This is a genomic window from Variovorax boronicumulans (genome assembly GCF_030812215.1).
Lineage (GTDB): Bacteria > Pseudomonadota > Gammaproteobacteria > Burkholderiales > Burkholderiaceae_C > Variovorax > Variovorax boronicumulans_C.
This window is the reverse complement of record NZ_JAUSSG010000006.1, coordinates 143,423-168,659: the sequence shown is the minus strand read 5'-3', so window position 1 is coordinate 168,659 and position 25,237 is coordinate 143,423. Positions and strand designations below refer to the sequence as shown.

The 25,237-nt window shown below is 65.4% G+C and carries 25 protein-coding genes; 17 read left to right on the top strand and 8 right to left on the bottom strand.

Annotated features, from left to right (window positions below; all coding sequences use genetic code 11):
* Positions 1–14: 14 nt before the first annotated feature.
* From J2W23_RS17390 to J2W23_RS17380, 3 genes are all read right to left on the bottom strand, one after another.
* Positions 15–200: a hypothetical protein gene (locus J2W23_RS17390; protein ID WP_307649603.1), complete on the bottom strand. Its 186-nt coding sequence runs from the start codon at positions 198–200 to the stop codon at positions 15–17.
* A gap of 100 nt (positions 201–300) precedes the next feature.
* Positions 301–1,287: a tripartite tricarboxylate transporter substrate binding protein gene (locus tag J2W23_RS17385; RefSeq protein ID WP_373423949.1), complete on the bottom strand. Its 987-nt coding sequence runs from the start codon at positions 1,285–1,287 to the stop codon at positions 301–303.
* A 6-nt stretch (positions 1,288–1,293) separates the two neighbouring features.
* Positions 1,294–4,260: a DNA topoisomerase III gene (locus J2W23_RS17380; RefSeq protein WP_307649602.1), complete on the bottom strand. Its 2,967-nt coding sequence runs from the start codon at positions 4,258–4,260 to the stop codon at positions 1,294–1,296.
* A gap of 87 nt (positions 4,261–4,347) precedes the next feature.
* Here J2W23_RS17380 and J2W23_RS17375 point away from each other — a divergent pair, with 87 nt between their 5' ends.
* Genes J2W23_RS17375 through J2W23_RS17365 form a run of 3 tightly spaced genes read left to right on the top strand, consistent with a single transcriptional unit; the run spans position 4,348 to position 5,980 of the window.
* Complete coding sequence (locus tag J2W23_RS17375) at positions 4,348–4,953, top strand: SET domain-containing protein (protein WP_307649601.1); 606 nt, start codon at positions 4,348–4,350, stop codon at positions 4,951–4,953.
* A 2-nt stretch (positions 4,954–4,955) separates the two neighbouring features.
* The gene (locus J2W23_RS17370) at positions 4,956–5,771 is read left to right on the top strand and encodes a biotin--[acetyl-CoA-carboxylase] ligase (RefSeq protein ID WP_307649600.1); all 816 of its coding nucleotides are present in this window, start codon (positions 4,956–4,958) and stop codon (positions 5,769–5,771) included.
* A gap of 11 nt (positions 5,772–5,782) precedes the next feature.
* Positions 5,783–5,980 carry a sporulation protein gene (locus J2W23_RS17365; RefSeq protein ID WP_176661216.1) on the top strand — a complete coding sequence of 66 codons (198 nt, stop codon included), beginning with the start codon at positions 5,783–5,785 and terminating at the stop codon, positions 5,978–5,980.
* Positions 5,981–5,987: 7 nt separating this feature from the next.
* On the opposite strand, the gene J2W23_RS17360 is transcribed toward J2W23_RS17365, so the two are convergent.
* The 4 genes from J2W23_RS17360 to J2W23_RS17345 all read right to left on the bottom strand — a co-directional run bounded on the left by J2W23_RS17360 (position 5,988) and on the right by J2W23_RS17345 (position 9,437).
* Entirely contained in the window at positions 5,988–6,728 is a 741-nt protein-coding gene (locus J2W23_RS17360) for a HEAT repeat domain-containing protein (protein ID WP_307649599.1), read from the bottom strand.
* A complete protein-coding gene (locus tag J2W23_RS17355; protein WP_307649598.1) occupies positions 6,725–8,167 on the bottom strand; it encodes a sensor histidine kinase in 1,443 nt (480 codons plus the stop codon). Before J2W23_RS17355 ends, J2W23_RS17360 begins: the two co-directional genes overlap by 4 nt.
* Before the next feature lie 49 nt (positions 8,168–8,216).
* Positions 8,217–8,888 carry a response regulator transcription factor gene (locus J2W23_RS17350; protein ID WP_176661219.1) on the bottom strand — a complete coding sequence of 224 codons (672 nt, stop codon included), beginning with the start codon at positions 8,886–8,888 and terminating at the stop codon, positions 8,217–8,219.
* Between the two features lie 63 nt (positions 8,889–8,951).
* Complete coding sequence (locus J2W23_RS17345) at positions 8,952–9,437, bottom strand: MarR family winged helix-turn-helix transcriptional regulator (RefSeq protein ID WP_176661220.1); 486 nt, start codon at positions 9,435–9,437, stop codon at positions 8,952–8,954.
* A gap of 147 nt (positions 9,438–9,584) precedes the next feature.
* Between J2W23_RS17345 and recA the strand changes: the two genes are divergently transcribed.
* The 4 genes from recA to J2W23_RS17325 all read left to right on the top strand — a co-directional run bounded on the left by recA (position 9,585) and on the right by J2W23_RS17325 (position 12,433).
* Positions 9,585–10,694, top strand: a complete 1,110-nt coding sequence (gene recA / locus J2W23_RS17340) for a recombinase RecA (RefSeq protein ID WP_176661221.1) — start codon at positions 9,585–9,587, stop codon at positions 10,692–10,694.
* Positions 10,695–10,742: 48 nt separating this feature from the next.
* The gene (gene recX, locus J2W23_RS17335; protein WP_176661222.1) at positions 10,743–11,207 is read left to right on the top strand and encodes a recombination regulator RecX; all 465 of its coding nucleotides are present in this window, start codon (positions 10,743–10,745) and stop codon (positions 11,205–11,207) included.
* Positions 11,185–11,619 (top strand): SRPBCC family protein, encoded by a 435-nt coding sequence (locus tag J2W23_RS17330; protein WP_176661223.1) that lies wholly within the window; start codon positions 11,185–11,187, stop codon positions 11,617–11,619. The genes recX and J2W23_RS17330 overlap by 23 nt, the downstream gene beginning before the upstream one ends.
* Positions 11,620–11,704: 85 nt before the next feature.
* Entirely contained in the window at positions 11,705–12,433 is a 729-nt protein-coding gene (locus tag J2W23_RS17325; protein ID WP_307649597.1) for a hypothetical protein, read from the top strand.
* 28 nt (positions 12,434–12,461) lie between these two features.
* Here the strand turns inward: J2W23_RS17325 and argC are convergent, their stop codons facing one another.
* Complete coding sequence (gene argC / locus J2W23_RS17320; protein WP_307649596.1) at positions 12,462–13,385, bottom strand: N-acetyl-gamma-glutamyl-phosphate reductase; 924 nt, start codon at positions 13,383–13,385, stop codon at positions 12,462–12,464.
* A gap of 207 nt (positions 13,386–13,592) precedes the next feature.
* Here argC and sucC point away from each other — a divergent pair, with 207 nt between their 5' ends.
* From sucC to J2W23_RS17270, 10 genes are all read left to right on the top strand, one after another.
* A complete protein-coding gene (gene sucC, locus J2W23_RS17315) occupies positions 13,593–14,759 on the top strand; it encodes an ADP-forming succinate--CoA ligase subunit beta (protein WP_042577345.1) in 1,167 nt (388 codons plus the stop codon).
* Between the two features lie 10 nt (positions 14,760–14,769).
* Complete coding sequence (sucD, locus tag J2W23_RS17310; RefSeq protein WP_007828710.1) at positions 14,770–15,663, top strand: succinate--CoA ligase subunit alpha; 894 nt, start codon at positions 14,770–14,772, stop codon at positions 15,661–15,663.
* A 98-nt stretch (positions 15,664–15,761) separates the two neighbouring features.
* Positions 15,762–16,445, top strand: a complete 684-nt coding sequence (locus tag J2W23_RS17305; protein WP_176661226.1) for a TerC family protein — start codon at positions 15,762–15,764, stop codon at positions 16,443–16,445.
* A gap of 28 nt (positions 16,446–16,473) precedes the next feature.
* Positions 16,474–17,283: a Stp1/IreP family PP2C-type Ser/Thr phosphatase gene (locus J2W23_RS17300; RefSeq protein WP_307649595.1), complete on the top strand. Its 810-nt coding sequence runs from the start codon at positions 16,474–16,476 to the stop codon at positions 17,281–17,283.
* A 70-nt stretch (positions 17,284–17,353) separates the two neighbouring features.
* A complete protein-coding gene (locus J2W23_RS17295) occupies positions 17,354–18,004 on the top strand; it encodes an FHA domain-containing protein (protein WP_307649594.1) in 651 nt (216 codons plus the stop codon).
* A 54-nt stretch (positions 18,005–18,058) separates the two neighbouring features.
* A complete protein-coding gene (locus J2W23_RS17290; protein WP_307649593.1) occupies positions 18,059–20,311 on the top strand; it encodes a CHASE2 domain-containing protein in 2,253 nt (750 codons plus the stop codon).
* 29 nt (positions 20,312–20,340) lie between these two features.
* Positions 20,341–21,144 carry a 3',5'-cyclic-nucleotide phosphodiesterase gene (locus J2W23_RS17285; RefSeq protein WP_307649592.1) on the top strand — a complete coding sequence of 268 codons (804 nt, stop codon included), beginning with the start codon at positions 20,341–20,343 and terminating at the stop codon, positions 21,142–21,144.
* A gap of 206 nt (positions 21,145–21,350) precedes the next feature.
* Entirely contained in the window at positions 21,351–21,830 is a 480-nt protein-coding gene (locus J2W23_RS17280; protein WP_307649591.1) for a pilin, read from the top strand.
* 46 nt (positions 21,831–21,876) lie between these two features.
* On the top strand, positions 21,877–23,112 hold the full coding sequence (locus J2W23_RS17275; protein WP_307649590.1) for an isoprenylcysteine carboxylmethyltransferase family protein: 1,236 nt from the start codon (positions 21,877–21,879) through the stop codon (positions 23,110–23,112).
* Between the two features lie 317 nt (positions 23,113–23,429).
* A complete protein-coding gene (locus J2W23_RS17270) occupies positions 23,430–25,205 on the top strand; it encodes a PglL family O-oligosaccharyltransferase (RefSeq protein WP_307649589.1) in 1,776 nt (591 codons plus the stop codon).
* The last annotated feature ends 32 nt before the right edge of the window (positions 25,206–25,237 follow it).

Sequence of the window (25,237 nt, the reverse complement as noted above, 5' to 3'; positions counted from 1 at the left end):
AGCGCGCGGGCTGCCTAGCGGCGGTCCGAGCGGTTCGTGCTGCCGCTCACGCTGGCGTCGATGGTGCCGAACACCGTGACGCCGCTGCTGGACGAGGTGCCGGAGGTGCCGCTGGCCGGGCCCGCCGAGCCGGTGCCGGCGCAACCCGCCACGAGGGCGCCCATCGCGAGAGCGAACACAGCTGCAATGAATGACTTCACGGAAAACTCCAGGAATGGGTGGGACTGCGGACCACTATAGGCGCGCGCCCCGACCTGCCTTGTAACAACCCACCCGCCGCCGGGGCGCTTGTCCGCCCCGTTATTCGGGCTTGGCGCCCGATGCCTTGACGGCCGCGCCCCAGACCCCGATTTCGCTCGCCACGAAGCGGTCGAACTCGGGTCCGCTCGTGGGCGCGGGCTCGGAGCCGCGCTCGCGGATGAAGCGCGCCATCTGCTCCGTCTTCAGGATGTCGGTCACTTCGTGGTTGAGCCGCGCCACGATCTCGGGCGGCGTGCCGCGCGGCGCCATGAGGCCCAGCCAGCCCACGGCCTCGAAATTCTTCGTGCCCGCCACGCCGCTCTCGCGCACGGTCGGCACCTCGGGCAATTGCGACGAGCGCGTGGCGGAAGTCACTGCCAGCGCCACGGCCTTGCCCGCCTTGATGTGCGGCAGCGCGGCCGTCACCGAATCGATCATCAACGGCACCTGGTTGCCCAGGAAGTCCGATTGCGCCGGCCCGCTGCCGCGGTACGGGATGTGCGTGATGAACACACGCGCCGCCGACTTGTACATCTCGCCCGACAGGTGCTGCGTGCCGCCGATGCCGGCGCTCGCGTAGCTGAGCTTTCCGGGCTCGGCCTTCGCGCGCGCCGTGAGGTCGGCCAGCGTGCGGATGCCGCTCTCGGGCGTGGCCAGGAACACCAGCGGCACTTTCGCGACGAGCGAGATGCCGACCAGGTCGCGGCGCGGATCGAACCCCGGCTTGGCATAGAGCGTCTGGTTCACCGCCATCGCGCTGCCGGCCACCACCAGCGTGTAGCCATCGGGCGGCGCGCGCACCACGAACTCGGTACCGATGTTGCTGCCCGCGCCGGCCTTGTTGTCGACGATCACCGGCTGGCCCAGCCGCTTGCCGAGCTGTTCGGCGAGCGCGCGGGCGAAGATGTCGGTGGCCTGTCCCGGCGGGAAAGGCACGACCAGCTTGACGGGCTTTTCAGGCCACGCAGCGGCCGCCTGGGCGAGGCCCGCGCCGCCCAGCAGCATCGCTGTCGTGGCCAGCGCGGCGGCGAGGTGTCGGCGCTGCATGCCGCGTCAGGCCGCGTCGGGCGCCGAGAGGTGCTTGCCCACGATGCCCGCGAGTTCGAACATCGTCACCTGGTCCTTGCCGAACACGGGCTTCAACTTCGCATCGGCATTGATCGCGCGCTTGTTGGTCGCGTCCTGCAGGCCGTTGGCCTTGATGTAGTCCCACAGCTTCTTGATGACCTCGGTGCGCGCCACCGGCTCGGCGCCGATCACCGCGGCCAGCGAGTCGCTGGGCTTCAAGCCCGCGCCGGGCTTGCGCGGCGCGGCGGCCTTCTTCGCGGCCGGCGCCTTCTTGGCGGCCGGCGTCTTTTTCGCCGCGACCTTCTTCGCGGCCGCGGTCTTGGCGGCCGGCTTGCCGAAGGTCTTGCGCGGCGGGAATTTGCTGCCGCCTTCGCGCGGCGCGAACTCGAAGGTCACCTTGCCCTCTTCGGCGTTCCAGGTGAGGAAGGCCTTGAAGGCGCGGCGCGTGCGCATGCTCACGAACTTGTCGAGCAGGTCGGTCTTGCCGGTGGCGAGCAGCTTTTCCATCTGCGCGCGCTCCACCGGCTGCTGCAGGATGATCTTGCCGGTCTTGAAGGTGCAGCTGGGCGTCGGCTGCGCGTTGGTCGGCACCGACTTCTCGCAGACATAGTTGCTGCCATGCTCGAACACCGGCGCGCCGCACACCGGGCATGGGCCCACGGTGTCCTGCTCGCTGAAATCGACGATCTCGCCGGTGTCGCCGTTCTTGTCGTCGCCGAAGTCGAACTCCAGCTTCCAGTTCTTGGCCTCGTCGTCGTACTTGAGCACGATCTCCGAGGTGAAGGGCCAGCCCGCCTTGGAGCGGAAGCCTTCCAGCGGACCGATGTGCTTGTCGCGCAGGAGCGCCTCGGCCTCGGCCACCTCGAAGGTGCGCCCGGCCGGCGACTTGCCGAACGAGAAGCCGCAGGCGTCCTCGCCCGTGCCGCTCTTGCCCACGCAGCCGTAGCGGCGGTAGTTCTCGCGCACGATGCCGCCGCAGTTGGGGCATGGCGTCGCGAGCGTGGCGTAGTCGCCCGGCACGGTGTCGCGGTCGTATTCCTTGGCCTTCTTGACGATGTGCTCCGTCATCTGGGCAATCTCGCGCATGAAGGCGTCGCGGCTCAGGGCGCCCTTCTCCATCTGCGCGAGCTTGTATTCCCATTCGCCGGTGAGTTCGGCCTTGGAGAGTTCTTCCACGCCCAGGCCGCGCAGGAGCGTCATGAGCTGGAAGGCCTTGGCGGTCGGAATGAGCTCGCGGCCTTCGCGCAGCATGTACTTCTCGGCGATCAGCCCTTCGATGGTGGCCGCGCGCGTGGCTGGCGTGCCCAGGCCCTTCTCCTGCATGGCCTCGCGCAGCTCGTCGTCGTCGATGGTCTTGCCGGCGCCTTCCATGGCGCCCAGCAGCGTGGCTTCCGAATAGCGTGCGGGCGGGCGCGTCTTCAGGCCCTTGAGGTCGGCCGACTCGTTCTGCACGATCTCGCCCGGCTTCACCGGCACGAGGCGCTTGCCGTCCTTGTCGTCTTCCTTCTCGTCGTCCTGGGCTTCCTTGCCGTAGATGGCGAGCCAGCCCGGCTTGACCAGCACCTTGCCGTCGGTGCGGAACGGATACTTCTTGCCGCCCTGCTCCACCGTGCTGATGCGCGTGGTCACCTGGTGCTCGGCGCTCGGGAAGAACACCGACAGGAAGCGCCGCACCACGAAGTCATACAGCTTCTGCTCGGCCTCGCTCAGGCCGCTCGGGGCCTGCAGCGTCGGGATGATGGCGAAGTGATCCGACACCTTGGCGTTGTCGAAGATGCGCTTGTTGGGCTTGACGTAGTTGCCATCGACCGCCTGCTGGGCGAACGGCGCCAGGTGCTTCATGCCGCTGTTGGCGAGCATCTCCATGGTCTGCTTGACCACCGGCAGATAGTCTTCCGGCAGCGCGCGCGAATCGGTACGCGGGTAGGTCAGCGCCTTGTGGCGTTCGTACAGGCTCTGGGCCAGCGCCAGCGTGGTCTTGGCGCTGAAGCCGAAACGGCCGTTGGCCTCGCGTTGCAGCGAGGTCAGGTCGAACAGCGCGGGCGAGGCCTGCGTGGTGGGCTTGCTCTCTTCGGTGACGGTGGCGGGCTTGCCGCGCGAGGCGTCGGCGATGGCGCGGGCTTCCTGCTCGGACCACACGCGGTCGGCACGCTGCTCGGCATCGGGTTCGCCGTTGGCCAGAAGCGGCGCATTCGCTTTCTTCCAGTCGGGGTTGAACCACTTGCCCGGGTACTGGCCGGCCTCGGCCGCGAAGCTGCCGTGGATTTCCCAGTAGTCGCGCGAGACGAACTTGCGGATCTGCTCCTCGCGCTCCACGACGACGGAGAGCGTCGGCGTCTGCACGCGGCCCACGGTCGTCAAGAAGAAGCCGCCGTCGCGGGAATTGAATGCCGTCATGGCGCGCGTGCCGTTGATGCCCACCAGCCAGTCGGCCTCCGAGCGCGAGCGCGCGGCGTCGGCCAGGCCCTGCATCTGCTTTTCGGTGCGCAGCGCATCGAAGCCGTCGCGGATCGCCTGCGGCGTCATCGACTGCAGCCAGAGGCGCTTGACCGGCTTGCCCAACGGGCTCTTGCCGCCGGCGTACTGCTCGATCAGGCGGAAGATCAGTTCGCCCTCGCGGCCCGCGTCGCAGGCGTTGATGAGCTGCGTCACGTCCTTGCGCTTGGCCTGCTTGACCACCGCGTTCAGGCGCGTCTTGGTCTTGTCGACCGGCTTCAGGTCGAAGTGCGGCGGAATCACGGGGAGGTTGGCAAAGCTCCACTTGCCCCGCTTGACGTCGAACTCCTCGGGCGCCTGGATTTCGACCAGGTGACCGACAGCGCTGGTCACGACATAGCTGTCGTTCTCGAAATGCTCGTCATGTTTGTCGAATTTGCCGGCCACCGGCGTGAGGGCGCGGACGATGTCCTGGGCCACCGACGGCTTTTCTGCGATTACCAACGTCTTTGTCATCTAAGGGCTCTCTATACTCTGCGGCTTCCCGCGTGTGCGCACGCGCACACGCGCATGTGTGCATATTCAAACTAACAGACTTCGGCGATGCCTTCCAAATCCCCACAACTCGCCGGCCGCCGCATCCAGATGCGGCGCTCGGATGTCCACGGCAACGGCGTGTTCGCCGTCGACGACCTGGCCGAAGGCGAGACGCTGATCGAATACAAGGGCGAGCTCATCAGCTGGAAAGAGGCGCTGCGCCGCCATCCGCACGACCCGGCCCAGCCGAACCACACCTTCTACTTCCACATCGACGACGGTCGCGTGATCGACGGCAACGTCAAGGGCAACGACGCCCGCTGGATCAACCACTCGTGCGAGCCGAACTGCGAGGCCGACGAAGTCGATGGGCGCGTTTATATCAAGGCGCTGCGCAACATCGCTGCAGGAGAAGAGCTCAACTACGACTACGGCCTGATCATCGACGAGCCGTACACGCCGAAGCTCTTGTCCGAATTTCCTTGCTGGTGCGGCTCCGAGCAGTGCCGCGGCACGCTGCTGACACCCAAGGATGAGGACGAAGAAAAGAAAAAGAAGAAGAAAGCCAAGAAGAAGGCTGAAAAGAAAAAGGCCGAGAAAAAAGAAGAGAAGAAAAAAGAAGCCAGGAAGGCCGAAAAGAAAGCCGACAAGAAGAAGTCCAAGAAGGACTGAACATGAGCAGCAGCACCACGGTCGCCTGGCAGGAAGACCGGATCGCCGCGTCGGTGGCGACGCTGCTGCCCGGATTCGCGGTCGAGGCCGTGGCCGAGATCGATTCCACCAATACCGAGCTGATGCGCCGCGCGCGCGCCGGGCGCACCGAGCCCGTGCTGCTGGTGGCCGAGCGCCAGACCGCCGGTCGTGGTCGCCTCGGCCGCGCGTGGCAGAGCGCGCCGCAGAGCCAGGAGCAGACATCGCTCCTGTTCTCGCTGGGCCTGCCGCTTGCGCCGGCCGACTGGTCGGGCCTGTCGCTGGCCGTCGGCGTCAGCGTGGCCGAAAGCCTCGATCCGACGGGCGCACACAAAGTCGGCCTCAAGTGGCCCAACGACATCTGGGTGAACGACTGCAAGCTGGTCGGCATCCTCATCGAAACCGCATTGCCGCACGCCGCCGGACCCGGCGCGCAGCGCTACGTGGTGATTGGCATCGGCATCAACATCGGCGCGCGCGAAGCCGACGGCATGCGCACGCCGCCCGCATGGCTGCACCAATGGCGCCCCGACGCCACTGCGCCCGAGGTGCTGCGCGAACTGGCCGAGCCGCTGGTGCGCGACGTGCTCGCCTTCGAGGCGCAAGGCTTCGCGCAGTTCGCCGAACGCTTTGCCGCGCGCGATGTGCTGCGCGGCCGCGAGGTGGTGCTGAGCGACGGCACCGAAGGCGTCTGCGAAGGTGTGGCCTGGAGCGGCGAGCTGCAGGTGCGCACGGCCGCGGGCCTGCAGGCCATCACGAGCGACGAAGTGAGCGTGCGCCCTCGAGGCATGGCGTTCTGAAAATCATCACCATGAAACTGCGTCTGGCATTGATCGTCCTGCTGCTGGCCAATGCCGGCTACTTCCTGTGGGCACGCGGCGACCTGGTGGGCTTCGGCCTCGCGCCGGCGAGCCTCAACGAGCGCGAGCCGCAGCGCGTGGCGCGGCAGATCAAGCCCGAGTGGGTGCAGGTGCGCAAGGACACGAAGGCGGGCGCGCCCGCGCCCTGACCGGGGATCAGGCGGCGCGCGCGAACATGCGGCGCGCCTTGGCCAGCGCGGCCTGCAGCTTTTCTTCGGATGGGGGCTCGTGCGCGCTTGAACTCAGGCCGAACTTCTTGCCCGCAATCTCCTGCACCGCGACCAGGATGCCGCGAAGCGCCACCGGATCGGTCTCGGCCTCGAGGGCGGTGCGCAGGCATTCGAGCGCCCTGGGCGCCGCGCTGCGGCGGTTGAGCACGATCTGCATCAGCGCGCTGGCGGCCCATTGGCGGTTCGCAACGGCGGGGTCGCTGGCGAGCAGAGGCGCCACCTTCGCGATGTCGGCCGTGCCACCGAGCCAGCCGATCACCCACAGGCCCTTGCAGCGCAGGTCTTCGTGCGGCGATGCGAGTGCGGCGCGCGCCAGTGCCGCCGTTTCTTTCAGCCGCCGGCCCTTGCGGTATTTGAAGGTGCCGAGCATCTGCAGCACCGTCGCCTGCATCGCCGGGTCGTGCTCCTGCTCGAAACACGCGAGCAGATGGTCCTCGGCTTCGTCGCCGCGTTCGCTGAACTTGCGGCAAAGCCAGTCGTACAGCTCGCCGTCCATGCCGGTGTCGCGCAGCAATGCGTAGTGGAAGGCCAGCGCCTCGGCCGATGGAAGCTCGAGCAGGTCGGCGCCGAAGTCGAACATGTCCGACACGTCGGTGTCGATGCGGATCGTCTTGAAGCGGCGACGCAGCGCCTCGATGGCTTTGCTTTCCTTGGCCGGCGTGCTCATGCCGGCTGCTCTCCCTCGAAGCGCACCGTGAAGCGCGCCCCCGGCGGATGCTTGCCGGGATGCGCATCCTCCAGCTTCACCTGCGCGTGGTGCTGGTTCGCGATCTCCCGCACGATCGGCAGGCCCAGCCCCGAGCCGTCGGCCTCGTTGCCGAGCACGCGGTAGAAGGGCTCGAACACCAGCTCGCGGTCGGACTCGGCGATGCCGGGGCCGTTGTCCTCCACCTGCAGCAGCAGCACATGGCCGAAGGGGTCGGCCAGCACGCGCGCGGTGATCACACCGGGGCGCTCGGGCGTGGAGGGCGTGTAGTTGATCGCGTTGTCGACCAGGTTGCGCACCAGCTCCTTCAGCAGCGTCGGGTTGCCGTCGAACATCACGCCGGGCGCGCCGGCTTGCAGGCCGTCATAGCCGAGGTCGATGCGCTTTTCGATCGCGCGCGGCACGGCTTCGCGCACCACCTCGATCGTGAGCCGCGCGAGGTCGCACGGCTGGCGGTGCGAGTTGGCGCTGTTGCCCTCGGCGCGTGCGAGCGACAGCAGCTGGTTCACCGTGTGCGTGGCGCGCACGCTGGCGCGGCCGATCTGCTTGAGCGACTGCTTCAGTTCATCGGCGTTGGCGCCTTCGCGCTGCGCGAGGTCGGCCTGCATGCGCAGTCCCGCGAGCGGCGTCTTGAGCTGGTGTGCCGCGTCGGCGAGAAAGCGCTTTTGCGTGTCGATGGAGTCGTTGAGCTTGTTCAGGAGTTCGTTGACCGACGACACCAATGGCACGACTTCGAGCGGCACCGACGATTCGTCGAGCGGGCTCAGGTCGCCGGGCCGCCGCTCGCGGATGCGCGCCTCCACCACCGAGAGCGGCTTGATCCCGCGCACCAGCGCGAGCCAGATCAAGAGCACCGCGAGCGGCAGGATCGCGAACTGCGGCAGCAGCACGCCCTTGATGATCTCGATGGCGAGCACCGACTGCTTCTCGCGCGTCTCGGCCAGCTGCAGCAGCGTGGGCGGCACGTCGTCGACGCCGCTGGGAATCCACAGCGAGGCCACGCGCACCTCATTGCCGTGCAGGGCGCTGTTGTGCAGGAAGACCTGGCCGGGCGGCAGCGGCTCGTCGAGGCCCGGCATCGGGAGGTCGCGCTCGCCGCCGAGCAGCGTGTCGTGGCCGTCGAGCAGCTGGTAGTACACGTGGCCGGTGTCGTCGGCCCGCAGGATCTCGCGTGCCGATTGGGACAGCACGAACTCCGTGTGCCCTTGCTTCACCGTCACCAGTTCGGCCAGGGCCTTCACGTTGTGCTCGAGCGCGCGGTCGAAGGGCGCGTTGGCGATGCCCTGTGCCACCAGCCAGGTGACGCCGATGCTCACCGGCACCAGCAGCAGGAGCGGCGTGAGCATCCAGTCGAGGATTTCGCCGAACAGGGAGCGCTGCGCGCGTTGAAAAAGCTTCATTGGGCCGAACCCTCCGGCACGCCGCACGCGCGGGGCGGCTGCGCCGTCGTCACTGGATCTTTTCGAGGCAATAGCCCAGTCCGCGAACCGTCGCGATGCGCACCGGGCCCTTCTCGATCTTCTTGCGCAGGCGGTGGATGTAGACCTCGATCGCATTGAGGCTCACCTCTTCGCCCCATTCGCACAAACGGTCGACCAGCTGGTCCTTGCTCACCAGCCGCCCGGCGCGCTGCAGCAGCACCTCGAGCAGGCCGAGTTCGCGCGCCGAGAGTTCGATCATCTTGCCGTCGATGGTCGCCACGCGGCCGGCCTGGTCGTAGACCAGCGGGCCGTGGCGGATCGCGTTGCTGGTGGCGCCCATGCCGCGGCGGGTGAGGGCGCGCACGCGCGCTTCGAGCTCCTGCAGGCTGAAGGGCTTGGCCATGTAGTCGTCGGCGCCGTGGTCCAGGCCCTTGACGCGTTCTTCCACGCTGTCGGCTGCGGTGAGCACCAGCACGGGCAACTGCGAACCGCGGGCGCGCAGCCGCTTCAAGATCTCGATGCCGTGCAGGCTGGGCAGGCCCAGGTCGAGGATCAGCAGGTCGAACTCGCTGTGGGTCATGAGCGCGGTGTCGGCCTGCGAGCCGTTGGCCACGTGGTCGACCGCCGCGCCCGAGGTGCGCAGGCTGCGCAGCAGGGCATCGGCGAGCACCTGGTCGTCTTCGGCAATCAGTATTCGCATGAGCCACCTCCGGCCGGTTCGGGCGCCATGCCGGCGCCATTCACTTTGTCTCTCGGGCCGAGTCTAGCCCGCCGTATAGGCTTCGAGACCGATGGTTACCACGGTGGCGATCTCGTCGCCGACGCTGCTGCGGAACTCCCGCTCGGCCTCGGTCACCGCGCTGCGGAAGGCGTCGAGCCAGGCGAGGCCGTCGGCCGTGAAGAGCACGCGCCGCGCCCGTGCGTCGAGCGGATCGGGCCCGCGCGTGACCAGCCCCCAGGCCTCGCACTGGTCCACCAGCGCACCCATCGCCTGCTTGGTCATGCCGGCGCGCTCGGCCAGCTCGGTGAGGCGCGAGCCCTCGCGCGCCAGATGCCGGGTGATGTGGATGTGCGCCGCGCTCACCTGGGCGCGCGCGGCGAGGTTCGAGAGGGCGAGCGGCACATCGACGTCGTGCGCCATCAGCTCCAGCACGCGCTCGTCGAAGCGGCGCATCGCATGGCCCAGCAGGCGACCCAGGTGGGTTTGCCGCCAGGCGTCGGGATCGGTCGGAAAAGCGGCTTCGGCCATGGCGTCAGATGGTAAAGCAAACTGACCAAAAAATGGGTTTACGGAAACCCATGAGCCCCTACACTACTGTTCAAGCATCCAGCCTGTGGTTAAAAGCAGATGGATTGAAACCAGACACAAACCGTTGATTTTCAAGGAGATTTCCACATGGACGCAGTCGTCAAGGGCGCAAGCATCTCGGTCGCCAACAGTGAAAAGGCCAAGGCGCTTCAAGCCGCGCTGGCCCAGATCGAAAAGCAGTTCGGCAAGGGCACGATCATGCGGCTGGGCGAAGGCGAGGCGCTGGAAGACATCCAGGTGGTCTCCACCGGTTCGCTCGGCCTGGACATCGCCCTGGGCGTCGGCGGCCTGCCGCGCGGCCGGGTGATCGAGATCTACGGCCCGGAATCCTCGGGCAAGACCACGCTCACGCTGCAGGTCATCGCCGCCATGCAGAAGCAGGCCGGCACCTGCGCCTTCGTCGACGCCGAACATGCGCTCGACGTGCAGTACGCCCAGAAGCTCGGCGTGAACCTGTCGGACCTGCTGATCAGCCAGCCCGACACCGGCGAGCAGGCGCTCGAAATCGTCGATTCGCTGGTGCGCTCGGGCGCCGTCGACCTGATCGTCATCGACTCGGTCGCCGCGCTCACGCCCAAGGCCGAAATCGAAGGCGAAATGGGTGACTCGCTGCCGGGTCTCCAGGCTCGCCTGATGAGCCAGGCGCTGCGCAAGCTCACCGCCACGATCAAGAAGACCAACTGCATGGTCATCTTCATCAACCAGATCCGCATGAAGATCGGCGTGATGTTCGGTTCGCCCGAAACCACCACCGGCGGCAATGCGCTCAAGTTCTACGCCTCGGTGCGCCTGGACATCCGCCGCATCGGCACCATCAAGAAGGGCGACGAGGCCATCGGCAACGAAACCAAGGTGAAGGTGGTGAAGAACAAGGTCTCGCCTCCGTTCAAGACGGCGGAGTTCGACATCCTGTTCGGCGAAGGCATCAGCCGCGAAGGCGAGATCATCGACATGGGCGTCACGGCCAAGATCGTCGACAAGTCGGGCGCCTGGTACGCCTACAACGGCGAAAAAATCGGCCAGGGCCGCGACAACGCCCGCGAGTTCCTGCGCGAGAACCCCGAGCTGTCGCGCGAGATCGAGAACAAGGTGCGCGAGTCGCTGGGTATTCCGCTGCTGGCCGCCGATGCCGGATCGGAGCCCGAGAAGGCCGAGAAGCCCGCCAAGGCGCCCAAGGCCGACAAGGCGGCTGAGTAAATTGGACAGAGCGGCCCTTCACGGGGCCGCGCCAGCGACTCTCTTCGAATGGCTTTCGGTGCCCCGTCCCTCAAAGGCCGTGCCCTGCGGCTCCTGAGCCAGCGCGAACATTCGCGCGCGGAGCTGGAGCGCAAGCTGGCCAGGCACGAGGAAGAACCCGGCACGCTGGCGAAGGCGCTCGACGAACTGGCGGCCAAGGATTTCATCAGCGAGCCGCGCGTGGTGGCCTCGGTGCTGAACCAGCGCGCGGCCCGGTCGGGCGCGCTGCGGGTGAAGCAGGAACTGCAGGCCAAGGGCATCGCGCCCGAGGCCATCGCCGAGGCGGTGGCTGGCTTGCAGGACACCGAGGTCGAACGCGCCACGGCCCTGTGGCGCCGCCGCTTCGACGCGCCGCCGGCCGACGCGAAGGAGCGGGCGAAGCAGATGCGATTCCTGATGGCGCGCGGTTTCTCGGGCGCCGTCGTGTCCAAGGTGCTCAGGAGCGATTTCGATGAATCAGCAGCAGACGAATGAAGCGCACGATGTTCAGTCGCGCGTCATCGTGCAGCGCGTGGCTTGCGAATGGCGCCGCGCCTACCGGGTCGCCGCCGATCCGATGCGGTTGTCCGACTGGGCCAGCGGTCTCGCCAAGAGCGCGCTGCTGCCGCAGGGCGATCACTGGATCGTGCGCACGCCCGAAAGCGGCGATGCACGCATGCGCTTCGCGCCGGCCAACGACTTCGGCGTGCTCGACCACTGGGTCGCGCCCGAAGGCGTGCCCGAGGTCTACCTGCCGTTCCGCGTGATCGGTGTGGCGCCGGATGCCTGCGAGTTGCAGTTCACGCTGCTGCGCCAGCCGCACATGGACGATGCGGCGTTCGAGCGCGATGCCGCGTGGATCGCGCGCGACCTGCAGTCGCTCAAGCGGCTGCTCGAGGCGGGTTGAGCCGGCGGTGGCACGGGGCGATGGCATGATCCCCGCAGCCGGCCCCGAACGCGCCGGCTTTCAAGAACAAACTGGAGGAGTCTTCATGCCGTCTGAACCTGTCAGTCAACCATCTCTTGTCCGCACCGGCGCCAAGGCCGGACTCTCCTTCGCCGGCTCGGTCATCAAGGGCGGATTGCTCGGCGTGGTGCTCGGTGGTGGTGTCTTCTTCTTCTACCTGAGCCAGCTGAACGGGCCGGGCAACACAGCGGCGCGGGCCGGCGGTGCCGGGGCCATGGTGGCGCTCATCACTTCGCCTGCGGTGCTGATCGCGGTGCTGCTGCTCTTTTTCGTGGTTGTCTACACGATGCTGGGCGTACACCAGGGGCGCGCCAAGGCGATGCAGCACCTGGTCGCGGCGCGCGGCGAGGCGGTGTCGCAGCGGTTGGCGGGTGCGGTCGCGGGCCGCATCGAGGCGATGCCGCGCACGCACGGCGCGCTGCAGCGCACGGCCGACTGGCTGTCGGTCGATGCCTTGACCAAGCAACTCGCGCCGGTGCTGGGCGAGGGCAAGGCGGTGCGGTCGGTGGTGGCCTTCGTGCTGAATCGCCTGCCATTGAGCGACATGCTGGCCGAGTGGCAGCAAGGCCGCGCCGCGCAGGGCGAGCCGGTGGCGGGGGAGGGCGCGCCGCAGGATCCGGCGCTGCGCGCGCTGCTCACGCGCCGCATCAACGAGACGCTGCAGGAGATGTCGACGCCTTCGCGCACGCCGCTCTATATCGCGCTGGGCGCGCACGCCGTCCTGCTGGGCGTGGGCCTCTGGCTCGTCAAGTAAGAAGAGAGAGAAAGAAAGTGCCTGGCGCTCAGAGCGCCAGCATCAGCTTGAGGTTCTGCACCGCGGCGCCGCTGGCGCCCTTGCCGAGGTTGTCCAGGCGCGCGATCACCACGGCATGGCGGTGGTCTTCGTTCGGGAACACGCGGATCTCGAGCTGGTTGGTGTCGTTGAGCGCCAGTGCGTCGAGCTTGCCGCTCTCGGTGGGCGGCAGCACCTTCACGAACTGCTCGGGCGTGTTGCTGCGGGCGTAGTGCGCGGCCAGCGCGTCCTGCAGGTCGCCGGACTTCGGCTTGCCGGGCAGCAGGTCGAGATGCAGCGGCAGCTGAACCAGCATGCCCTGCTTGAAATTGCCCACCGAGGGAATGAAGACCGGCCGGCGGGTGAGGCCGGTGTAGGCCATGATTTCTGGAATGTGCTTGTGCTTCAGGCCGAGTGCGTAGATCTCGAACAGCGGCGCCTTGCCGCCCTCGTACTCCTCGATCATCGCCCGGCCGCCGCCCGAATAGCCGCTCACCGAGGGCAGCGACACCGGGAAGTCGACCGGCAGGATCCCCGCATCGACCAGCGGACGCACCATCGCGATGGCACCGGTCGCGTAGCAGCCGGGGTTGCCGACGCGGTCGGCCTTTGCCACGGCTTGCCAGTGGCCTTCGACCAGTTCGGGGAAGCCGAACACCCAGCCGGGTGCCACGCGGTGCGCGGTGGAGGCGTCGATGATCTTGGGTTTCTTGCCGGGCAACTGGTCGATCAGCGCGACCGATTCGCGGGCCGCGTCGTCGTGCAGGCACAGCACCACGAGGTCGACGCCGGCCATGAGCTCGCGCTTGGCGTTCACGTCTTTGCGCAGCTCGGGCGCGATGCTCACGAGCTCGATTTGCGGCATCGTCTGCAGCCGCTCGCGAATCTGAAGGCCGGTGGTGCCGGCTTCGCCGTCGATGAAAACCTTGGCCATATCGGAGTGTGCGTAGAGGGGCTAGAAGAAAGTACGTATTGACCGCAACCGCACGTCGAGTATTGGTGCGGCGCACCATGATACAGTCCGCGGTTGTTCGCCGCCCCCAGCCGTCAGGCTGCCGTCGCCCGCGAGCAACAGAGTCCATCCAAGCCTCAGACCCCAGATCTCCCGTTCTCAACCTCCTCCTTCCGAGAGACATCCCTCATGAAGATTCACGAGTACCAAGGCAAGGAAATCCTTGCCAAGTTCGGCGTGCCGGTGCCGCGCGGCATTCCGGCCTATACGGTTCAGGAGGCTGTCGAAGCCGCCCAGAAGCTTGGAGGCCCGGTCTGGGTCGTCAAGGCCCAGATTCACGCGGGTGGCCGCGGCAAGGGTGGTGGCGTCAAGGTCGCCAAGTCGATCGAAGATGTCAAGAAGCTGGCCGGCGAAATCCTCGGCATGCAGCTCAAGACCCACCAGACGGGCCCCGAAGGCCAGAAGGTGCGCCGCCTCTACATCGAAGATGGCGCCGACATCAACAAGGAATACTACGTTTCGGCCGTGACCGACCGCGCGACCCAGAAGGTCGCGTTCATCGCTTCGAGCGAAGGCGGCATGGACATCGAGGAAGTGGCCCACTCCTCGCCCGAGAAGATCATCACCGTGTTCGCAGACCCCGAAAAGGGCCTGACCGACGAACAGGCCAAGCAGATCGCCGACGGCATCGGCATGCCGGCCGACTCGACCGCGCAAACGGTCGACATCCTCAAGAAGCTCTACACCTGCTACATGGAGACGGACGCCTCGCTGGTCGAGATCAATCCGCTCAACCGTGACAGCAAGGGTAACGTCATGGCGCTGGACGCCAAGTTCAACTTCGACAGCAACGCGCTGTTCCGCCACCCCGAAATCGTGGCCTTGCGCGACCTCGACGAAGAAGACGCGGCCGAAGTGGAAGCCTCCAAGTTCGACCTCGCCTACATCTCGCTGGACGGCAACATCGGCTGCCTGGTGAACGGTGCGGGCCTGGCCATGGCCACCATGGACACCATCAAGCTGTTCGGCGGCGAGCCGGCCAACTTCCTGGACGTGGGCGGCGGCGCCACCCCCGAGAAGGTCACCGAAGCCTTCAAGATCATGCTGAAGAACAAGAACGTGGAAGCCATCCTCGTGAACATCTTCGGCGGCATCATGAAGTGCGACACCATCGCCACCGGCGTGATCGCAGCCTGCAAGGCCGTGAACCTGCAAGTGCCGCTGGTCGTGCGCATGAAGGGCACCAACGAAGTCGAAGGCAAGAAGCTGCTGGCCGATTCGGGCCTGCCGATCATCAGCGCCGACACCATGGCGGAAGCGGCCCAGAAGGTCGTGGCAGCAGTCAAGAAGGCCTAAGGAACAAGTCATGTCGATCTACATCAACAAAGACACCAAAGTCATCACCCAGGGCATCACCGGCAAGACCGGCCAGTTCCACACCGAGAAGTGCCAGGAATACGCGAACGGCAAGAACGCCTTCGTCGCGGGCGTGAATCCGAAGAAGGCCGGCGAGTCGATCTTCAACATCCCGATCTTCGGTTCGGTCAAGGAAGCCGCTTCGCAAACCGGCGCCACCGTGTCGGTGATCTACGTGCCGCCGGCAGGCGCCGCGGCCGCCATCTGGGAAGCCGTCGAGGCCGACCTGGACCTGGCGATCTGCATCACCGAAGGCATTCCGGTTCGCGACATGCTCGAAGTGCGCAACAAGATGAAGGCCAAGGAAGCGGCCGGCGGCAAGAAGACCTTGCTGCTGGGCCCGAACTGCCCCGGCCTCATCACGCCCGACGAAATCAAGATCGGCATCATGCCCGGCCACATCCACCGCAAGGGCCGCATCGGCGTGGTCTCGCGCTCGGGCACGCTGACGTATGAAGCCGTGGCTCAACTGACCGAAATCGGCCTCGGCCAATCGTCGGCGGTCGGCATTGGCGGCGACCCGATCAACGGCCTGAAGCACATCGACGTGATGAAGGCCTTCAACGACGATCCGGACACCGACGCCGTGATCATGATCGGCGAAATCGGCGGCCCCGACGAAGCCGACGCGGCTCGCTGGTGCAAGGAACACATGAAGAAGCCGGTCGTCGGCTTCATCGCCGGTGTCACCGCCCCTCCCGGCAAGCGCATGGGCCACGCCGGTGCGCTGATCTCGGGCGGTGCCGACACGGCCGATGCCAAGCTCGCCATCATGGAAGAGTGCGGCTTCACCGTGACGCGCAACTTCTCCGAGTTGGCAAAGCTGCTCAAGGCACAGCTCTAAAAACGCCGCGGCTTGCCGCAGGACCACGCAGAAACAAAAAAGCGCCCGCACTGGATTGCGGGCGCTTTTTTCAAATAAAACACAGTGGGATCAGAGACATGGAACTCCTTCAAAGCACAGATTTCTGGATCGGTCTGGTCAAGATCATCTGGATCAACATCATTCTTTCGGGCGACAACGCCGTGGTGATCGCCATGGCGGCGCGTTCGCTGCCGCCCGCGCAGCAGAAAAAGGCCGTGCTGTTCGGCTCGGGCGCGGCCGTGGTGCTGCGGATCGTGCTGACGGTGGTGGCGGCCAAGCTGCTGGCACTGCCTTACCTTCAGATCGTCGGCGGCCTGCTGCTGCTGTGGATCGGCCTGCAGCTGCTGGGCGAAGAAGACGACGGCGAGGGCGAATCCAAGGAATACGGCAGCATGATGGCCGCGGTGCGCACCATCCTCCTGGCCGACCTGGTGATGAGCCTGGACAACGTGATCGCCGTTGCGGCGGCCGCGCAGGGCAGCATGGTCCTGTTGATCCTGGGCCTGGCGATCAGCATTCCCTTGGTCATTTTCGGCAGCACCCTCATGATCAAGCTCATGGAACGCTTCCCGATCATCGTCATGCTGGGTGCCGCGCTGATCGGCTGGGTCGGCGGCGAGACCATCGTGAGCGACGTCGCCCTGCGCGGCGTGCTGGCTGCCAACCCCTGGTTGCACTACGCGGCGGCTGCCGCCGGTGCGGTGTTCGTCGTGGCCGCGGGCCGCTTGCTGCAACGGCGCGCCCACGCCGCTGCGCACTGAGCCTTTGCCCGGCCGACGCCCGCAGACCATGGCGAGCCTCGGCGCATCCATTTTCTCGAGCCGGCCGGCGCTGTGCTGGGAGTACGCCGCGCTGACCGACACCGGCCGCGTGCGCGCCCACAACGAGGATGCCGTCCACGTCGACCCCGCACTCGGCCTGGCCGTGCTGGCCGACGGCATGGGCGGCTACAAGGGCGGCGAGGTGGCGAGTGCCATGGCCGTGTCGCTGGTGCACGCCAGCTTCGGCCGCTGGTTCGCCCAGGGCGGGCCGCAGGCGCCGGCGCGCGTGGTGCGCCGGGCGCTGCAGGCCGCCACGGACGAGGCAAATGCATCGATCCTGCATGCCGGCACGACCCAGGAAGAACTGCAGGGCATGGGAACGACCCTGGTGCTGGCGGCTTTCCAGGCGCAGCGCGTGCTGGTCGGCCACATCGGCGACTCGCGCTGCTATCGCCTGCGCAACAACAAGCTGGAGCTGCTCACGCGCGACCATTCGCTGCGCCAGCAGCAGCTCGACGCCGGCGCCATCACCGCCGAGGAAGCCCTGAGTTCACCCACCCGCAACCTCGTGACCCGGGCGGTCGGCGTGGAGGCCCAAGTCTTGCTGGAAATGCATGAACACAGCGCAAGACCCGGCGATCTCTATATGCTTTGCTCCGACGGTCTCAGCGAGATGGTGACCGATGCGCAGCTTTTCACGCTTTTAGAACACGATGGCGGCCTTCAGAAAAAAGCGCAACTTTTGGTTGCAATTGCAAACGACAATGGCGGCCGGGACAACATTTCGGTTGTTCTGGCAAGGGCGGACGTTGGCGACACGTCCCGCATGGCCGGGTAGCAGGCCGGGGCGGCAACTCGCCGCCGCGCTTGCGGTCGATACCGTTCTGTACTTGGGGGAGTAGCCGGCAATGCCGAAGATGATCATTTCGGTCGATGGCGTTGTCATCGGGCAAGTGGCGCTCGCCAAGGACCGCACGACGCTGGGGCGGCGCGCCTACAACGACATCGTGATCGACAACCTGGCGGTCAGCGGCGAGCATGCCGTGCTGCACATGAGCGATGGCGAAGTCCAAATTGAAGATCTCAACAGCACCAACGGCACCTACGTCAATGCGCTGGCCGTCCAGAAGCAGACGCTCGAGGACAACGACGTCATCGAGGTCGGTGGCTGCCGCATCCACTTTCGCGCCCGCAGCAACCTGGCCATCGGCGCCGCCTCGGCGCACACGGCGTCGGGCGAGTTCTCCACGCCCATTCCGCTGTCGTCGGCACCCACGGAAGCAGGGGCGCTCATCGAGCTGGGCATTCCGATGCTTCGCGTGCTCTCGGGCGGCAGCGACAACCACGACGTACCGCTGCAGAAGGTGGTCACCACCATCGGCAAGCCCGGCGTGGCCGTCGCGGTTGTCACGCGTCGCCGGCAGGGCTACGTGGCCGCCAGCGTCATGGGCGATGTCACGCTCAACGGTGCGGTGCTCGGCACCGAGGCCGTTGCCCTGCAGGAGCGCGACATCCTCGAACTCGGCGGCGCCACGCGCATGCAGTTCGTCCGGGTCTGAGCCTCTTTTTCTTCTTCTTTCACGGCGCGGCGCAGGCCGGCTGATCGAGGCGCCATGAACGCGCTGCAGCGGCATTGGCCGCGCATTGCCATCACGTTGCTGCCGGTGCTGCTGGCGCTGGCGCATGCCACCGGCATCTGGCACTTGTCGACCCTCGAGCGCCTCGACCACCTGATCTACGACATGCGCCTGCGCGCCACCATGCCGCGGACGCTGGACACGCGCGTGGTGATCGTCGACGTCGACGATGCGAGCCTCGCGCGCCAGGGGCAGTGGCCATGGGCGCGCGACACGATGGCGCGCCTGACCACCGAACTCCTGGTTCGCCAGCAGGTGGCCGTGCTCGGATTCGACGTCATGTTCCTCGAGCCCGACCGGAGCTCGGGCTTGCAGAGGCTGCGCCAGATCGCGAGCGGGCCGCTGCGCAACATGACGGGCCTTGCCGCCGAGGTCGAACGGCTCGCGCCCACGCTCGACCACGACATCACGTTCGCCGCGGCACTGCGCAACCGGCGCGTCGCACTCGGCTACTACTTCACCCGGACTCAGGTGCCGAGCGCCAAAGGGCAATTGCCGGCCGCGCCGTTGCTGCCGCCCGATATCTTTCCCACAGGCGCCTCCTACGCCACGGCCTGGAGCGGTTTCGGCGCCAGCCTGCCGATGCTGGCGGAAGCCGCGCCCGTCGCGGGCTTCCTGAACACATTGATCGGCGAGACCGGCGACGGCGTCATTCGCAGCGTGCCGCTCATCGCGCGCTACGAAGGCGAGCAGGCGATGCCCGGCTACTACGAGTCGCTGGCCCTGGCCGTCTACCGGCTCGCGAACGGATCGCCGCCGGTGCGGCCGCTCCTCGCGCCGGGCGGCGCCATGCAGCGGCTCGAGTCGCTGGCGCTCGGGCGCCTGCGCATTCCCGTCGACCAGACCGCCAGCATGCAGGTGCCGTTTCGCGGACCCGGCGGCGCGGGCGGCGGATCGTTCCGCTACGTCGCGGCCGCCGATGTGGTCGAAGGCCGGCTCGCCCCCGGCGAGTTGAAGGACAAGATCGTGCTCATGGGCGCGACGGCGCCCGGCCTGCAGGACCTGCGCGCGACGCCGGTCGGCGCGGCGTTTCCGGGTGTCGAGGTGCACGCCAACATCGTCTCGGGCCTGCTCGATCAGCGCCTGCTCGCCGTGCCTGACTACGCGCCCGGCTACGAGGTGCTGACGGTGCTGGTCGCGGGGCTCGTGCTGGCGTTCGGGCTGTCGCTGCTGTCGGCGCCGCGGGCGGTGTTGCTGGGCGCGGGAACGGCCGCGGTGCTGATCGGCCTCAACACCTGGCTCTACGCCGGCCACAGCCTCGTGCTGCCGCTCGCATCGGCGCTCGTCATGACGGCGCTGGCCTTCGCGCTCAACACGAGCTGGGGCTACTTCGTCGAATCGCGCGCACGGCGCGGGCTGGTGCGCCTCTTCGGCACCTACGTGCCGCCGCAGCTGGTCGACGAAATGCTCCAGCGCCCGGGCAGCTACAGCATGCGCGCCGAGAGCAAGGAGATGACCGTGCTCTTCTGCGACATGCGCGACTTCACCCGCCTGTCGGAGCAGATGGCGCCGGCCGAACTGCAGGCCTTTCTGAACACGGTTTTCAGCCGGCTCACCAACGTCATCAGCGCGCACCGCGGCACCGTCGACAAGTACATGGGCGATTGCGTCATGGCCTTCTGGGGCGCGCCGATCGACACGCCCGACCACGCCGCGCTGGCCGTGCGCGCCGCGCTCGACATGGCCGATGCCGTGCGCGACATCAACCGCATCCACCGCGCGGGCGGCCGCCCCGAGATCAGCGTGGGCATCGGCATCAACAGCGGCGTGATGAGCGTCGGCGACATGGGCTCGGCCGCGCGCCGCAGCTATACCGTGGTCGGCGATGCGGTCAATCTCGCATCGCGGCTCGAAGGGCTGAGCGGTTACTACGGCGTCGAGATCGTGGCCAGCGGCACGACCCGCGACCTCGCGCCCGACTGCTGCACCTGGCAGGAGCTGGACAGTGTGCTCGTCAAGGGCAAGGCCCAGGCCGTGGCCGTTTTCACGCCACTCACCACCGAAGCGGCCATTGCGGCGCAGCGCACGGGCCAGCTCCAGCGCTGGGCCCAAGTGCTCGCGGCCTACCGCCGCCAGGACTGGGCCATGGGCCGGAACTTGCTCGCCCCCCTGCTCGCCGCCGATGCGAAAAAAGTCCTTTACCAGCTCTACGCGCAGCGTTTAGCCTCGATGGCGTTGCGGCCGCAAGACCCGGAATGGGACGGCGCAACCCGGTTCGAAACCAAATGACGACAGACACACAAAAGGGGTCTCTCACAATGCAGGTTCGCGTGCTGGGTTGCTCAGGCGCCATTGCCAAGGACTGCCGCACGACCTCGTTCCTGGTCGACACGGACCTGCTCGTCGATGCCGGCACCGGTGTCGGCGACCTCACCCTCGACGAGATGGCGCGCATCGACGATGTCGTGCTCACCCACAGCCACCTCGACCACATCGCCGCGCTCCCGTTGATGCTCGATGCCGTCGGCAGCCGCCGCACCCAGCCGCTGCGCGTGCATGCGCTGCGCGCGACCATCGAGGCGCTGCGGGCGCATGTGTTCAACAACGTGATCTGGCCCGATTTCGAGAGCATTCCGAGCCCCGAGGCGCCCTTCGTGAGCTTTCACGACATCTCGGTCGGGCAGATGCTGCAACTGGGCACCAGCGCGCCCAAGCTCATCGAAGTGCTGCCGGCCGTGCACACCGTGCCCGCTTGCGGTTTCGCCATCCGCCGCGCCACGGGTGGCGCGCATTGGGTTTTCAGCGGAGACACCGAGCGCAATGCGCCCTTCTGGGACCGCGTCAACGCGCTCGACGTGGCGATGCTGGTCATCGAAACGGCCTTCAGCAGCCGCGAACAGGCGCTGGCGGAACGCAGCCTGCACCTGTCGCCCGCAGTGCTGGCCGACGAGTTGGCGCACATCGATCCGGGAAAGCACTACCCGATCTACATCACACACACCAAGCCGGCGGAAACCGAAGAGATCATGAGCCAGATCGAGACGCTCGCCGGGCGGCAGGTGGCGGGGCTGGCGCAGCGGGATATCCGCTGGCTGAAGGCGGATGGGATCCTGACTTTCTGATCCCTTGCCGGCTGCGCGGCATGACAAATTTGTCACTGCTTGTAGCATCTTGAAGCAAGTTGTGTCACTTGCTGTAACGCCAATGTGAACAAAGGTGACGTGTTCGGTCACTGGAGGGGTAGGAAACCGGGTGGCACAGATGCTGCGGAAGGTACTTCGCTCCGGGCTGGTTCCCGGGCTCAACAAACCAACCTGGAGTTTTTCTCATGAACGTTCGCAAGATCGCCCGCCGCGCACAGGCCGGCTTTACCCTTATCGAATTGATGATCGTTGTGGCGATCATTGGTATCTTGGCTGCTGTGGCTTTGCCGGCTTATCAGGACTACACGATCCGCGCTAAGGTCACGGAAGCGCTGACGCAAGCGTCAGCTGCCAAGCTGGCTGTGGCTGAAACTGCCCAAGCACTGGGCGGCCTGGCCCAAGTTACGGCTACCAACTCCGGCTATTCTTTCACCGCTTCTAACGCTTCCAACGCCTACGTCGCAAGTGTTGCGATCGCTGCAGGCGGCGAAATCACCGTGGTCACGAAGAACACTGGCGCCACCACGCAGCCTTCGTTCAAGATGACCCCGACACAACCGACTGCCAATGACCAAATCACTTGGGCGTGCACTTTGGCTGCAGGCGAAGCCAAGCACCTGCCGGCAAGCTGCCGCGGCGCTGCTGCCCCCGCTGCAGGCGGCTAATATTTTCTGGCGATAGTTGAAAAGGGGGCAGTGCCCCCTTTTTTTTATGGAAAAGGCATCAAAACCTATAACTGCAGTTCCAACGCGAATCGCTCTGGCGGGTGTGTGTGGCGCGGCTCTCGCCTCTCTGCTCATCTGGGTATTCGAGCCTCCAGCACTGTTAAATGCGGTGTTATTCCTTTGCGCGTGCGCACTGCCAATGTGGGTATTGGAATTGCGGCGATTTCCTTCGCGCGCGCTACGCTATTCCAAGCAGCGCATACCTTCCTGGCGCCGTAAGTTACGATTGATGGGGCTGGCCTTTTTGATCGCAATGTTTTGCGTTACAGCTTCAATGTTTCGAATGCTCAGTCCGGAGGCTTTTGCGGGTTTTGAATCGATGTCACTCTTGGTTCCATTCGTTGCCGCAGGGTGGATGGGATGGATAGCATTACGCATCCCAGTTGGACGCGCATTGGATTCTGTCGAATCGCTTGGCAAGGCAATCGTTCGATTTTTTAAGCCAAAAAGAAAAAAGAGCCACGCCGATTTGCAGGCGCTCCTAGGCTGGCTGGTCAAAGCATTTTACTTGCCGCTCATGTTGAGCAGCACCTATCTGTTTTTGACAAATGCGCACACATTTTTTGAGCAAAAAAATGGTTGGATGAGTATTTTCGGAATTATTTATATGCTGATGTTTGCGGTGGACACGGCATTTGCTACCGTCGGCTATTGTTCGACCAGCAGAAGAATCGATGCTCATATTCGATCAACCGAAACCACCCTTTTGGGGTGGGCGTCTGCCTTGGTGTGCTACCCCCCTCTTAATTTACTGGTTTTGCACCAGTGGCTGTCTTACCGCGATGGACTCGAATGGGACGCATGGCTGAAAAATTGGCCTGTGATTTCATTTGTATGGGGTACAGCGATTTTGCTATCGGTAGGCTTATATGTTTCGGCCACCGTTGCATTTGGTCCGCGTTTCTCCAATTTGACAAATCGAGGAATTATCACCTCAGGGCCGTATCAGTTTTTCAAGCATCCGTCCTATATTGGAAAAAATATCGCGTGGTGGTTGATCTCGGTCCCCTTTGTTTCCAACATGGGCGCCCTCGCCGCGATCGGAAATTGTGCTGCGTTGCTGGTCATCAATGGAATTTACGTCGTTCGCGCGGTAACTGAAGAGCGCCACTTGATGAGTGATCCGGCCTATCAAGCTTACAGTAAATGGATTGCAGAGCATGGGTTGCTAGAAAGGCTCGCGCATTGGATTGTCCGCAAGAAAAAGCTGGCAACGGGTTAAGTGTGAGGCGCTACCTATTTTTACTTTCAATATTTGTTCTACTGGCAGTTGCTTCGGCTCCAGCGCGGCCTACTTCCATTTGAAAAAGAGGCCTGTCGATTTCTGAGGGCCAGCAATTGACTCAGACTGAATATCGTTTTGTCTATCCGGCAGCGCACAGATAGATGCCCCGATCAGACAGGCCACGCGCTACCTTCAGGCCGAATTGACAAGACCGTCCGCACAGCGCGTCTAAGAGGCGAATCCGAGATTTCGGGAATGCAAGGGTTTATGTGAGATGTAGGAGATTTACTGGGCGCGCTCTATAGTTCCGCGCGGTGACCCAGGGCATTCACGGAGTTTCCAGTGAGGGTGGGCCACCGCAACCCTTTCAACAAGTCGTCTGTCTGCACACAACAACCATCGCGCATCGCCAAAGTTCGGGATCGAGCGTGACCATTTGCGCAGTGTTGTTTGGACTGCCATTTGTCGTTCCCTTCACCGCCGGTCCGTCCATCAACCTGGTGCAACTGATCGTCTCGTGGCTGTGCGTGGGTTTGCTCGCACTGAGGGGGCCAGTCGCAAACCCCCATCAAATGCTTCTCGCGTGGCTCGGCACGACGGCGATAGTCATTGCTCTCAGGAGCAGCCCGGAACTTGGTGCAGGGCTTCCATCGGCAACCAGTGCAGCTGTCGCCGTGATCGGCATCGCCGCATGCGTCGGCGCAGGTTGGGTACGACAGGACATGCGAGCGCAGCGCGCATTGGCTTTTGGCCTCCTGATTGCCGGACTCATCAGCGCAGCAATCGGTTTGCTCCAGTACTACGGCCTCGCCGGCCCATTTGCCCCATGGCTTGCAGAGCCGAGCATCGGCCAAGCCTACGGAAATCTGCGCCAGCGCAACCAGTTCGCCACCTTGCTCATCATCGCGCTGATCGCCGCCCTGTGGCTGCATGCCGGCTGTCGCGGCGTGTGGCACAGACGCTTGTTGACAGGCGCTTCCGGGCTGCTGACCGTAGGGCTCGCCGCTTCGGTTTCGCGAACCGGTCTGCTGCAGTTGCTTGTCATCGTCGGACTGGCTGCATTCATGGCCCGCCGCGAGCGCAAGGCCGTCAACGGCAATCCCGCATTCCGCCTGCCCTCACCCCTCGCGCTGCTCGCACTGATCCCCCTGTACTTCGCAGCAAGTTGGCTGCTGCCACTCCTGGTTGGCCGTGAAGTCCAGGAAATGTTCGGGCGCTTGCGCCAAGGCGCATTGGCCAGTGAAAGCAGACTGGATCTTTGGAGCAACGTGCTGACGCTGATCGCGCAGCGCCCCTGGGCCGGTTGGGGCTGGGGTGAGTTGAGCTACGCGCACTACGGCACCTCGTATGCAGGCCCTCGCTTCCCCGTCATCCTCGACAATGCCCACAATCTGCCGCTGCACCTGACCGTGGAACTCGGCATTCCTGCCGCGCTGCTGATCTGCGGCGGTTTTGTCTGGATGGTGATTGCAGCGCGGCCATGGGCCGAACGCTCTCCCATACGACTGATGGCTTGGGGCTTGCTCGGCGTCATCCTGCTGCACAGCCTGCTCGAGTACCCACTTTGGTACGGCCCGTTTCAGCTGGTCTTTGGCGTCTGCCTCGGCATGCTGTGGCCGCAGACCCTGGGCAGCAGCAACGAATTACCGCAACTTCCGGTCCGCAATCGCGGGTTCGCCGTGCTTGTCGGGGGGCGCAAGTGGCTGACCCTCGCTGCCGTCACGCTGCTCGGCTGCCTGGCTTATGCCGCCTGGGACTACACCCGCATCAGTCAAATCTATCTGCCGCGCAGCGAGCGCCTGAGCGGCTACCAGGACGACACGCTCACCAAGCTGCAAGGCTCTTGGCTGTTCGCAAACCAGGTGAGGTTTGCCGAACTCACGCTGACCGATGTCACCCCCGCCAATGCGGAGCGCATGTACGAAATGGCCCGGTCGACGGTCCATTTCTCGCCCGAGCCCCGCGTGGTCATCAAGCTGATCGAAAGCGCGCAGCTGTCCGGCCGTCCCGACGAAGCCCGAGCCGAGATCGAAAGGTTTCGCATCGCGTATCCGGCTGCGTACGAACTGTGGCTCAAGGGCAAGCATTGATTTCGCTGGCGCCTCGAGCCATCCTTCATGCA